This is a genomic window from Tepidisphaeraceae bacterium (assembly GCA_035998445.1).
GTDB lineage: Bacteria > Planctomycetota > Phycisphaerae > Tepidisphaerales > Tepidisphaeraceae > DASYHQ01.
Window position 1 is genome coordinate 272,946 of the sequence record DASYHQ010000018.1, and the last position, 11,986, is coordinate 284,931.

Below are 11,986 nucleotides of genomic sequence, written 5' to 3' on the forward strand. Positions count from 1 at the left end.
GCACCGACCATGAAGTTTGAACGAAACGCGTTCCTGCAATCGTTGACCGTCAAGCGCAAGACCTTCAAAGCGCCGAACGGGATGGAGTTCACCATCCGCCAGTTGAAGGCGGGCGAGGTGCAGCAGTTCATCACGTTCCAGAAGGACGCGAGCAAAGACCCGCTGTACCTGATGGCATGGTGTTCGTCCGCGCCGTGGTCGACCAGGACGGCAACCAGCCGATGAACGACGACGACATTCCCGCCATCGTCGAGGCCGCGTTCGACAATTGCGAGACGGTGTTGCAGCCGGTGACCGACGAGGCCGCGCGCTTCACGGGCATCGTGAAGACGGAGGCCCAAAAAAAGCGCGGCTCCGCGAACTGAGCGCCCCGCGGCAGAAGTTCGCGTTCATGCTGTGTCGCACGCTCGGATTCGCGCACCCCGACCACCTGCTTGCGACCCTCACGCACGAGCAGTTCGAGGATTGGATAGCCATCTACCCGCACGACCCGTGGGGCGAGGATCGCGACGACCTGCGGATGGCCCGCATGGTGTGGGCCACGTTCGCCGCGATGGGCGGGAAGAAGACGAAGAAGCTGAAGGAGTCCGATTTCCTGTTCAGCTTCAAGACCGCGATGGACAAGCCGCAGACCCCTGAGCAGTACGCCGCCAAGGCGCGACGCCTGTACCTCGCGCAAGGCGGAAGGATCAAGTAAATGGCCAAGAACATCAGCAGCTTATGGGTGGGGTTGACCGGCAACGTGTCGGGCCTGTCCAAGTCGTTCGGCGGTGCCATCGGCACCATCAAGGGGCTCGCGGGCAGCGTCGCGGGCGCTGGCGGCAAGCTGCTGGCGCTGACCGGGATCGGCGCGGGCGTGGCCGGCGCGTTCGCGGCCGTCAAGGGCGCTGCGTCGGGCATCTCGCTGGCTGCGGATCTAGAGCAGACCGGGGTCGCGTTTGAGACGATGCTTGGCAGCGCCGACGCCGCGGGCGCGATGATGGAGCAGCTAAAGAGCTTCGCTGCCTCAACGCCATTCGAGTTCCCCGAGATCGCCAACGCCACCAAGTCACTGCTGAACGCCGGCGTGGGCGCGGGGGAGATGACCGATAAGCTGCGCATGCTGGGCGACATCTCCGCAGGCTCGGGCAAGCCGCTTAATGAGTTGGTCGCGATATTCGCAAAGATCAAGAATACGGGCCGATTGCAAGGCGACACGCTCGCGCAGCTGGCCGAGGGTGGCGTGCCGGTCTACAAGGCGCTCTCTAAGCAGATGGGCGTTTCAACCGAGTCGATCGGTCAGATGGTCAGCGAAGGCAAGGTGAGCTTCGCCGAACTGGAAACCGCGTTAGGCAGCCTCACGGCGGCCGGCGGCATTTACGAGGGGATGACGCTAAAGCAGAGCCGGACGCTGGGCGGGCTCTGGTCGACGCTCACCGACACCATCGGCATGAGCATGGCCGATCTGGTGATGATCGTCGTGGACGCGTTCTCGCTTCGGGCAGGTATGACGGCGCTCACGGATGGGCTCGCGTGGGCAGGGGCCGCCGTGGGCGGATGGGTGAAGGGCATCGCGCCGATCGTCAAGGCGTTCGCCGTCAGCGCCTACCAATCGTTCGTGGGGTTCTACCAAGCCGCGGTGCCGATCCTGGGCCGCGTTTACTCGTTCGTTTCCAGCATCTTCGGCCAGCTCGTGCCCGTGGTGACGGGCGTGGCGACGACGCTGTGGACCGTGGCAAGCACGACGTTCACGGCCATCTACAACACCGTTGCCCCGATCGTCCAGACCCTTTACACCACGGTGGCATCGCGGTGGCAGGGTCTGCTTACGTCGACCATCACCTACGGGCTCGCCATCTGGGGCGCGGTGCAGTCGGCGTTCGGCCTCGTGCTCGACGTCGCCAACGTGATGTGGAACGGCGTGGTGAGCGTGTGGAACTGGGGCGCGTCGTGGATCACCGGTTCCAGCACGAGCGCCGCGTCAACGGTCAGCGGTGTGTTCGCAGGCGTGGCCGACGTCTTCGGCTGGGTGCAGGAGAAGGTGACCGCCGCGTTGAATATCGCGTCGTTCGCGGTCGACAACTGGCGCGACGTGTTCGCGCTGGCGGGCACCAACGTGCTGTGGACCGTCGTCAGCCTGGGCAACCAGATCGCCCACGTCTTCACCGAGGTCATCCCGTCGATCCTGACGTGGTTCGGCGACAACTGGAAGACGATCCTGCTGGACAACTTCAACTACGCCAAGGCGTTCTTCACGAACATCGCCAGCAATGCGGTGGCCATCCTGACGAACATCCCCGGCCTCATCAGCGGGCAAATGTCGTTCGCGGACCTGTGGACGCCGCTGGGGGAGGGGTTCAAGTCCCAGCTTTCCGAGATGCCGAAGATCGCCGAACGCGAGATCGGCGGGCTTGAGGCCACGCTTGCCGCTTCCAGCGCGTCGTTGGCCAACTCCCTCGTGACGGGCTACGACGCGAAGATCGCCGAGCAGAAGGCCGCTGCGGACGCCGCGAGCAAGGCGATTACCGATGGGGTCACCAACGCGTTCAAGCCGCCGGAGAAGATCGACCCGCCCGCCGTTGGCGAGGTGAAACCGCCGGAGCTGCCCACGATCGGGCTCGACGCGAAGGTGAACCAAGACAACCTCACCGTGGGCATCACGCCGGAACTGAAGCTATCCAAGATGGTGATGGCGGGCAGCGCCGAGTCGCAGGCCATGCGGTTCCTGTCCCCGGACATCGCCGCGGCACTGAAGGGACCGGCCACGCCAGTCGCGGGCGCGGCCGGCAGCACCACCGCCCCCATTGCGATGGACGGTCCGAAGCAGCCGACCGTCGAGCAGTCGGCGGGCATGAAGCAGACCACCGACGATTTCGCGCGGCTGCAACTGGCCGAGCTGACCAAGCAGTCGTCGCTGCTGAAGTCGATCGACGACAGCCTGGCGAGCACTGACAACCTCACAATTGATTTCTAAGGAGCGCCGCCGATGGCATGGATCAAGGTGAAAGAGCAGGGCCAATTGGCCGAGAGCCAACAGACCACCGACGAGAAGACCGCCAAGCGCGTGTTTGTCGCGGTGTCGGACGTAAACACGACCAGCGTCGCCGCGGAAACGGCCAGCTTCGGGGGCGTGACGGTTCCGGTCTTGGGGGCGGGCCATCCCGACGACGGCAACCGCAAGGTGAAGTCCGTCAGCGCGTCCCCCGACGCCGAGAGCCGCAAGGTGTTTACCGTCGAGGTCGAGTATAGCGACAAGCTGTCACTCGTCGCGCTTGACCCGAACCCGTTGGACCGGCCCGCCGAAGTGTCGTGGGACTTCGACGACGCGACCGTGCCCTACTTCACTGACCGCAGCGAGACGCCCAAGCCCGTGGTGAACAGCGCCAAGGAACGGTTTGAATCCTACCTTGAACGCGAGACGGGCAGCATCACGGCGACGGTCACGAAGAATATCCCCGCCGCCGGCGCAGGCTCGTACAGCGCCGCCACGGCGCTGAGCCTCAAGGACACACTCAACGGCGGCACGATCACGGTCGACGGCGTGAGCATCAGCGCGGGGCAGGCCAAACTGAAGTGCTGGACCGTGGGGCCGGTGCAGAGCGAGACGGTCAATGGCGTGGTGGTGAACTACCGCCAATCGAAGATCCTCTACCAGTTTCGCGAGACGTGGGACCACGTTGTGGAGGACCGCGGCTACAACGAGAAGGATGGCACGACGGGCAAGGTAAAGCCGATCCTGAAAGGCGACAAGCCGCCGACGCCGGTTGACACGCCGTGGCCACTGGACGGCGCAGGGGCGAAGAAGGCCAACATCAGCGACGAGCCGGAGCCGCTGACGTTCAAGCCCTACGCGTCGGCCGCACACGGCACCCTGCCACTAGCCTAGAAGCAAGCGAGGACCGACATGGCCGAGAGACTTTCATTTTCACGGGATGGCGCGTCGCGCGTCGTCAGCGCCACCCAGCACTACGAGCGCCACCCGGACTATCAGGCGACCCGGCAACAGCCGCCCCGTCGCAACACCAGCAACGACGAGTTCTGGATTCAGTTGACCGCCGAGGGCACGAGTGCGCTGGTCGGGTGGTACAGCTGGAAGCTCGTTTACTTCAACCCGGTCACCAACGCATGGGCCGACGTGTCGCCAGCCGTCACTGGCACGACGAACGCGCGCGAGCAGAACTTGACGACGGGGCTATACAGCGCCAGCGCCCCGAAGCGATACCGCGCGCGGATGAACGGGTACAACGGCAGCGGTGCGCCGGTCTATGTGTTCTTCGGGGGAGGTGCTAGTACCCCCTTGGCCGCCCACAATCAGGGCGTCGTCGTCGCGGCGGCACCGACGTTCATCAACGCGATCAATGGCATCACATTCGCCGTAAATGGTACGGGCGTCGATCTGGACAACGGCATTCCTGCGGGCACTGGTCTGGGGAAGGTGCTTACGCTGATAACCGAAGACGGTAGCGTGAAGGATTGGGAGTATCCGCGGAGCATCCCATGAGCAATCTCTATTCGATCGCAGTCATGGGGCCGATTTGGGAGCGGGTGCGGCAAAGGGAGCGAGAGGGGTTCGGCTCCTTCAATCAGGGCACGATCACCGTTCCGGAACTTGGTGCGTGTTTGGCTTACGGGAGATCCCATGAGCCGAGGTTTTCGACTGACTGCTTTTCGATTCGGGCATTGCAAGATTGGCTAGAGGGCGCTTGCATAGCCTTTGCGCCCGCAGACATTGACCCTCCGACGAACGACTTTGAAAATTACACACTCGCGTCATGGCGGGCCGCAGCAGGGATTCATCCTGGCGGGTTCCGGAGGAAAGCACCGCGTAGCTTCGGGGTCATCGCAGGCGATTTCACCACGACCACAGACGCCTATGGTAACTCTGTTAGCGAGGGAGCAATTGGTTATGGGCTACGCGAAATCACGTCCTTCTCTAGCCCCGGAACCGCTGGCGACCATGCATTTTTCGGAACGCCTGGCAACGTGCTTCGATGCGTAACGAGCGGATCGTGGACGACGGCCACTACCGGCTACTCCGAAGTGCAGACCATCCGCATTCTGGGTGGCGTTCCTAGCAGCGGCACGTTCACCCTAACCTTCGCCGGCTCGACCACCACCGCGTTGAATTACAACGCAACTGCGTCCCAAGTGGGATCTGCCTTGGCGACAGTACTTACCCCGCTGGGCCTATCGGCTTCCGTCACGGGGTCGGCGTTGCCTTCGGGCACCATCACGGTAACCTTTTCCGCATCGCGACCCCTACCCAAGATGACGGTCGCCAGTTCGAGCATTAACGCCGGCACGGTCACGGTTGCCCGTACCGTCCATGGACACGGCCGCATGGCCGACTGCGGCGGCAAGTACCGATACGAAAGCGGCGTCTGGGTTCCGCATCGGGCGACCTCCACAACGCCCGCCGGAATTGACGTGCTCGACTCAGCCGAAGGCACGCTGCCGTACGGTGTTCATCAACCGATGGACTATCTCTTTGATGGGCTTCGGGACGAGATTGAAGCGGGCTTGGCGAAGTTGACTCGGACGATTAGAAGAAACTCAGGCTTTGCGACCGTTGTCGGGCCGAGATGGAACACAAAGAACAATCTCGGCCTTGAAGGATCCCTGTCGTCCCAAGAAGCAGCCGATGCAAGCTGGTCATTCAGCCGGAATCAGACACTTCTCCAAGCTATTTCTAATAACGTCTCCAGAGGGTCGAGTGCCGACAATTTGCTCTTTAGCGCCAGCCGCTGGCAACCTTTGGCCTACAGAATCCCCGCATCTGTGGCCACGACCCGAACCGTGAACTTCTATTTCAACGTAGAAGCTGATGTATTTGAGCCGATGGGGGATAATGTTGTATTGGGGCTGAACGTCTTGACGGGCGGCGGAACCACGGCGGCTTTAGATTTGGCAACAACCTACGGCGACATCAGTTCAACGCCGACCTGGCCACCGACCCCCACCACGAATCACACAAATCGCATCGCAGGCTACAGTCTCTTTGATATAAACGTCGTCACCGATTGGGATTTCACATGATTAAGGCGCGACCGCCCCGAAGTTCGTGATATCGTCATCGGTGCCGTACTTCCGATCCTTGCCGGCGGCGATCAGGATGTAGGTATCTTTGCTGCGCGGGGTGCCGATGGCATTGCTCCCGCCGCTCAGGGTCGCATTCTTGAAGTACGGCAGGATATCCACGTCGCCTTTCATCGGCTTATCGCCAATCAGCCCCCAATCCTGCAAGCCGCCCGTCGTCGCTGCGTTGAAGTAGGGCGCGAGGTAGGCGACCTCGTACTGATAGTTTCGCGCCGCGCCGTTCTCATCCTGACCAGCACGGGTAACGATTCCCGATGCGCCGCTACGAGCACGCAGGTAGAGCACGGGCAACGGCTCGCCACCGAAGCCATCTAAAAATTCGGGAATGATGGTGTCAGCCGCGCCGAACGCGACGTAGGGCTTGGCACCCAGCCGGGCGTCGCTCGCTTCGATGTACGCCGGGAACTGCTTCGGCGCGGTACCAGGATTAAGCGATGCCGGACCGCGGCCCACGTAAGCCGGTTCGTAGGTGAAGGTGTCGGGGGTCGTGTCGCGGTTCAGGTTCAGTCCGCCCGTCAACGAAAGAACAAGGCTTTCAGACATCGTGATAAGCTGGCCCTGCGTCGGGAGGCCCGCCAGCGGAACGTTCGTTGCCGGCGGGGTAAGGTAGTGCTGGGTGCCAATACTGTCGTTGGGGAACACACCCGGGTAGGCGCGGAAGTCGGCGTGGTAACGCTCGATCCCGCTCACCAGCGTCGAAATGTTCTGCTGGCTGTTGGCGACGTTGGCCGACGTGCGGATCTTAGACACCGTCGGCACGAGTATGCCGATCAGGACGGCAATGATGCCGATGACCACGAGCAACTCGACCAAGCTAAAGGCGCTACGCTTCATTTCGACCTCGAAAGTAAATGGCCACCAATCCGCCGATCAGCAAGCACAGCGACACCCCACCAATAGCATACAACCGGTAGCCTGTTTGTAGCCACCTCAACAACGGATCGACGGCCGAAAGCGAACGGGGCCACGCGCTCAGGATGACAGCGATCGTGAGTCCGGCCAGTACGCAGGCCATTACCCTTGTTGACACTTTGGCTGCTTCCATTCTTCGCGATGTCCACAGCCCGCCGCTAGGGCCACAGGACGCAAAACGGCGAACGATTCGCCCCACCGCCTACACCGAGGCCGGTTTGCCCTTCACACCCAATGCGGCCCGCTGCACGTCGTCCGGCTGGGCCAGCAACCACGCCGCGACCGCCTCAACGGCTTCAGCACGCTCTACGCCCCACCGCTGGCAGAGTTGGTAGACGCTCGTAACCCTTGGCTTTCGGAAGACGGGCACCGCTACGGGCGTGCTCGACCACGCTGCGTCCAATTCATCGGGCGTCATATCGAGCGCCTTGGCGAGCCTCGAATAAGAACCGGTCTGAACCGTGTCGGCAGTGGGCAACCGTTCAATGCGGATGATGAACCGATCGGAAACGCGGGCACGTTCCGCCAGTTCCTTCCGCGACCAGCCCCGCGTTCGCCGGGCCGCGAAGATGTAGTGGCCGAAGTGGATTTGCTTTTTCGCTGCTATCACAGGGGAGAATCTACCTCACCCGCCCCGCCAATGCGGTGACATTCACCTACATTCTTCCAATGTCACTTGCATTCGGTAAATGTCACTGTAGTATTGTGACATCAACTACCGATAGGAGCATCAGACATGCGAAAGAAGAAGCCCTTCAGCATCTACCCACGCCAGACTGACCACGCCGCGGCCACGCAGCTTGCGGACGAGATGGACCTGCACATCAGCCAGATCTATCTGCTGGGCTTTCGGGCGTTCGTGAAGCGTCGCAACCGCAAGCTGAGCGCGGCCATGAGCGTGGCGGGCAAGCGTGGCGAACGGTCGTTGCGCGCGTAGCCTGAGAAACCAGACTAGTCCCGTTTTCGGGCCGCCGGTTGCCCCTGAAAAACCAAGGGATTTTCGATTTTCTCACGAAGTTCAGGCCCGCCGTAACCGTTTTCCACCACCAACCCCCGAGGACCACATGAACACCAAGCGAAAGAACCGCAAAGCTGTGTCGATGCCCATGACGGTAAACGCCGCCGTCGCGCGAGCGTTTGAACGGGCGCTCGTGACCAAGACCCACAAGCTGCGCCGAAGCCTCGTGCTGCAACGCCTGATGGTTTGCTTCGTCCTGTCGACGCCCCAGGAGCGCGAGCGGGCCGTTGCGGCCGGGCACTACGACAGCCGGTTCAGCAAGGCCGATCGGATCGAATACTACGGCTGGCTGAACGACAGCCTAGATGGAGGGAAGGACTACCGCGGACTGACGAAGCGCCGCCGGACGGTCTGACTTGCCCGCCCCGCGAGCCGAAGGGTTTGCCGGGCGATTCGCGGGCGGCAGGTTGCCGCTGCGGTTCACATCAACGGGCAGGGACCGGCGCTCACTTCTCAAGGGCTCGCGCCGGCCCCGCCCAAAGGAGTGCTGATGTTACCCGAACGATGGAATGTAGCGGTAGCGCCCGACGACGAGCCGGGCGATCGGTGGGACGGATTGAGCCGATCGGGGGTGGCCAATGGCTAAACGCGCCACCAACCGTAGGCCCGCAGGCCCACCGCCTGCACCGCAGATGATCTTCGAACTGATAGACGGCGAGTTGATACCGCGCAGGCCGTGGGATTCTACCGGTTACGTCCGCGAGGCGGACGGCACGAAGTTTCTATCTATCGAGCAAGCCGCCGCCTCGGTCAAAAGGGATGGTCGATTCTGGAACCTTGCCCGCTTTTGGATGGACGCTTGGCAGGATCGCTTATCGCGAGAGGAACGCCGCATGATCATCGACGCGCTCCCCGAGCAGCACCGCATTGGCATTGACGAGGTTGCGATGCACCCCGGCGAGTACGAATGCCACGTCATTGCAAAGGACGGGAAGTCGGCCAGCGGGTCGCCGGTGTCGCTCTATCACAAGTTCGGTTCGATCCAAGACGCTGCACAGGAAGCGGCAATCGACATTTGCGGGGGCGACGGGGAATGCGAATTTGAGATGCGGGACCACGCCGCGCACGCCGAGCGATTCAAGATGGCCGTTCGGCTGACTATGACCGCAACGCCCATCGAGACGGTGCTGCCAGAGCCGGGACCATCCGCCGCGATCGCCGCAGACGTTGACGCCGCCGACTTGTCGTTCCTTCCACCTGATGCGCGCGAGCCGTTCCGCCTGCTATGCAAGTTCCGGGCGTTCTGCCGCGAGATTGAACTACTCGCGGAGTCGACGACCAACGAACGCGTGAAGGACGATCTTAAGTCCGCGTGGGATCATATCGCTCAGGGTGATGGCGCGTGCGACCTTAGCAACGCGTTCAGCACCGCGATAGATGCGTGGGGCGCAGCATCGAAGCCAGCGGAAGAGAAGGTGCAGGATGCCGCGTAGGACAAGCCGCCAAAGCGTAGCTCTGCGCCGCGTTGTAGCCGAGGTGGCCAAACTGCGGATGACCGAGAATGAGTTTCAGCGATTCCTAATCGACACGCGCCGGCACCTCTGGGGGAACGCCGCCGTGAGGGCCGCAGTCGATCAGGCGGTGCCGCGCGATTGGAAGCAGGAAGTATCCACCAACACAACTTGACCCCGCGAGGGGCGACGCAGCCCGCCAGCCGAGGCGAAAGTTTCGGCTGGCGTTTTCAAAACGGAAGATTCCGTTTTCAGCCTAAGGATTCCGCTTTTAATTGCACAGAACCGCGATAGACTGCGAATAACCAAACAACGCCCCGCCGCCGCAAATGAGCGGATTATCAGGGGTTTTCGACTGAATCCAGCGCCGGCCCATTGGTCATGACACGCTGGGGGTCACAGGTTCGAGCCCTGTACCGCCCATTTTTTGGTTATCCCCTCGCAGTTCGCGTCTTGAGCATCTGCCGCCAGCAGATTGACGGCATTTTCCGAAACTGGAAATCTTCCAGGCTCCGGTGAAGCTTCTATCGTGGCGACATCCGGAAACGCGGCGTGGCGGTGCTGGATTACATTTCTTCACAGGGGTTCCGTGAAACGCGCACAACTATTCATCTGCGGAGCGGTCTGCTGCGCCTGTACCTACGTTCTTGCGGCGCCGCCGGCGCTGCCTGCCGTGTCATCGCCGACGCCTCGAACGGTGCATGAACTGCTACTTGCCGCTCCACCACCCTCGGAGTTGGAAAAGCAACTGGCTGAGATGGTGAAGCTGAAATCGAAGGATCCCGCGACGCTGGAGTCCATCGGGTTCGCGTACCTGATGCTCGGCAAGTTCGACAAGGCCCGCCCGGTTTTGGAGGCGGCGGTGGCTGCGTCGGCGGGAACGCCGTCGCGGGACCTGGTCTACAACCTCGGGGTGGTCGACCTGAAGCAACGGACGAACGCGATGCGTTCGGTCATCAACATCGCCAACCTTCTCGGCCGACCGGGGCTGCCACCCGACGAGCCGCTGCAAGACCTGTTCGGTTCGCTCATCATCGCGGCGGGTAAAAACAAACCTGCTCGCAAGGCGCCGCTGTTCGTCAACGCGGTCAGCACGTACGTCGGGCACGACGCCAAGCTCGAAGGGGCTCGGCGCGACGGGTTCACCCGTTGGGGAGGCGGCTGGTTGAGCCCCGCACAGAAGCAGGCTGACGATAAGCTGCGGCGGGATTTACAGCCCCAAATCGACTACTTGGCCAACGATTTCGAAGAGAATCGCGCAGCGTTTGAGGCAGCCAAGAAGCGTGCCGAGAAGCTGAGAAGCCAAGTCGCGTTCACGAAGTCGGCAAGCGACAAGTACGAGCTGCGCGTCGCCACCGAACGGGCGGCGCATTACGATCGGGAAGCGATCGAGTCGAAGGGGAAACTGGATCAGGTTCGGCGGCGACTCCCCGCCCGGCAGTGGGCCGAGTCGCACGAGCCGATCCTTCCGCGGACGTTGGCGCGGTTGCAGGCGGATGACGCAGCTGCCAAAGTTGCAACGGTGGAGCCGGCGATGCCCGAACCGGTAACAGACGCCGCTCCGGTCGACGGTGCACCTACGCGCCAGTTGCAGCCCGAGCCCGAATTGGCCACCGCCGAACCCGAAGCCCCGAGGGTCGAAGCTGAAGTGGTTGCCGAGCCGGTAAAGGCCAATCCCCGGCCAATTAAGCGATCACCTGATGAACGGGCACAGCCGACCGCCACGTCGATCTTCGATTTTGGCGATGATTGAACGGCGCGAGTACGCTGCGGGCCCTTTGCAGGACGCGATCGCGATTCTCAGGTGTACAATGGTGGGATGTGTGGCCGCTACACGTTGCGTCGGGTCGATCTGGTACGGGCCGCGTTCGACGCGATGCCGACGTTGCCGTTCGAGGAGTTTACCGAACGGCCGCAGTACAACATCGCGCCGTCGCAGGACGTCGCGGTCGTGCGCGTAAACGGCAAAGGGGAACGGGTGCTGGGGTTGGTGCGGTGGGGACTCATTCCTTCGTGGACCAAGGACAAGCCCAAGCAACAGCCGATCAACGCGCGGGCGGAGACGATCGCGACCAGTGGCATGTTCCGGCAGGCGTTCGAGCGCCGGCGGTGCCTGGTGCCGGTCGACGGGTTCTACGAATGGCGGAAGCTAGGCGACCGCAGGCAGCCGATGTTCGTGCATCGCACGGATGACGCGCCGTTTGCCTTCGCCGGCCTGTGGGAACGCTGGCGCCCGGACCCGGACGTCGAGCCCGTCGATACGATGACGATCGTCACGACGTCACCCAACGCCCTCATGTCGCCAATTCACGACCGCATGCCGGTGATCCTGGATCGACACGATTACGCGCGATGGCTGGATCGCGACGCCCCCGGCACCGCTGTGTCAGATCTGCTGAAGCCCTACAGCGGCAACGACTTGGTGGCGACGCCCGTTTCGACGCGCGTGAACTCGCCGCGGAACAACGACTGCGACTGCATCGCGCCACTGACGGATCAGGAGGCAACCTAAATTGCTGGCCCGGGGTTG

Annotated in this window: 14 protein-coding genes; 12 read left to right on the top strand and 2 right to left on the bottom strand. The window is 62.5% G+C overall.

The features are described 5' to 3' along the window. Positions 1–9: 9 nt before the first annotated feature. From VGN72_07825 to VGN72_07855, 7 genes are read left to right on the top strand one after another with little or no spacing between them, the layout of a single operon-like run. The gene (locus VGN72_07825) at positions 10–225 is read left to right on the top strand and encodes a hypothetical protein (GenBank protein ID HEV7299257.1); all 216 of its coding nucleotides are present in this window, start codon (positions 10–12) and stop codon (positions 223–225) included. Continuing rightward, complete coding sequence (locus tag VGN72_07830; protein HEV7299258.1) at positions 222–365, top strand: hypothetical protein; 144 nt, start codon at positions 222–224, stop codon at positions 363–365. The genes VGN72_07825 and VGN72_07830 overlap by 4 nt, the downstream gene beginning before the upstream one ends. A gap of 26 nt (positions 366–391) precedes the next feature. Further along, entirely contained in the window at positions 392–697 is a 306-nt protein-coding gene (locus tag VGN72_07835) for a hypothetical protein (protein HEV7299259.1), read from the top strand. Further along, the gene (locus VGN72_07840; GenBank protein HEV7299260.1) at positions 698–2,953 is read left to right on the top strand and encodes a tape measure protein; all 2,256 of its coding nucleotides are present in this window, start codon (positions 698–700) and stop codon (positions 2,951–2,953) included. It abuts the gene before it with no gap. Between the two features lie 12 nt (positions 2,954–2,965). Continuing rightward, positions 2,966–3,865, top strand: a complete 900-nt coding sequence (locus tag VGN72_07845; GenBank protein ID HEV7299261.1) for a hypothetical protein — start codon at positions 2,966–2,968, stop codon at positions 3,863–3,865. Between the two features lie 18 nt (positions 3,866–3,883). Next, complete coding sequence (locus VGN72_07850) at positions 3,884–4,480, top strand: hypothetical protein (GenBank protein ID HEV7299262.1); 597 nt, start codon at positions 3,884–3,886, stop codon at positions 4,478–4,480. After that, positions 4,477–6,015, top strand: coding sequence for a hypothetical protein (locus tag VGN72_07855; protein HEV7299263.1), 1,539 nt, complete (start codon positions 4,477–4,479; stop codon positions 6,013–6,015). Before VGN72_07850 ends, VGN72_07855 begins: the two co-directional genes overlap by 4 nt. Here VGN72_07855 and VGN72_07860 read toward each other — a convergent pair whose 3' ends face one another. Together VGN72_07860 and VGN72_07865 are read right to left on the bottom strand one after the other, a co-directional pair. Beyond that, positions 6,016–6,909: a type II secretion system protein gene (locus VGN72_07860; protein ID HEV7299264.1), complete on the bottom strand. Its 894-nt coding sequence runs from the start codon at positions 6,907–6,909 to the stop codon at positions 6,016–6,018. It lies immediately after the preceding gene. 280 nt (positions 6,910–7,189) lie between these two features. Further along, on the bottom strand, positions 7,190–7,597 hold the full coding sequence (locus VGN72_07865) for a helix-turn-helix transcriptional regulator (GenBank protein HEV7299265.1): 408 nt from the start codon (positions 7,595–7,597) through the stop codon (positions 7,190–7,192). Positions 7,598–7,723: 126 nt separating this feature from the next. Here VGN72_07865 and VGN72_07870 point away from each other — a divergent pair, with 126 nt between their 5' ends. From VGN72_07870 to VGN72_07890, 5 genes are all read left to right on the top strand, one after another. Continuing rightward, complete coding sequence (locus VGN72_07870) at positions 7,724–7,924, top strand: hypothetical protein (GenBank protein ID HEV7299266.1); 201 nt, start codon at positions 7,724–7,726, stop codon at positions 7,922–7,924. A gap of 127 nt (positions 7,925–8,051) precedes the next feature. Further along, the gene (locus tag VGN72_07875) at positions 8,052–8,360 is read left to right on the top strand and encodes a hypothetical protein (GenBank protein ID HEV7299267.1); all 309 of its coding nucleotides are present in this window, start codon (positions 8,052–8,054) and stop codon (positions 8,358–8,360) included. 223 nt (positions 8,361–8,583) lie between these two features. Then, positions 8,584–9,438 (top strand): hypothetical protein, encoded by an 855-nt coding sequence (locus tag VGN72_07880; GenBank protein HEV7299268.1) that lies wholly within the window; start codon positions 8,584–8,586, stop codon positions 9,436–9,438. A 715-nt stretch (positions 9,439–10,153) separates the two neighbouring features. Next, on the top strand, positions 10,154–11,209 hold the full coding sequence (locus VGN72_07885; GenBank protein ID HEV7299269.1) for a hypothetical protein: 1,056 nt from the start codon (positions 10,154–10,156) through the stop codon (positions 11,207–11,209). Positions 11,210–11,275: 66 nt separating this feature from the next. Continuing rightward, positions 11,276–11,968, top strand: coding sequence for an SOS response-associated peptidase (locus VGN72_07890; GenBank protein ID HEV7299270.1), 693 nt, complete (start codon positions 11,276–11,278; stop codon positions 11,966–11,968). Positions 11,969–11,986 lie beyond the last annotated feature (18 nt).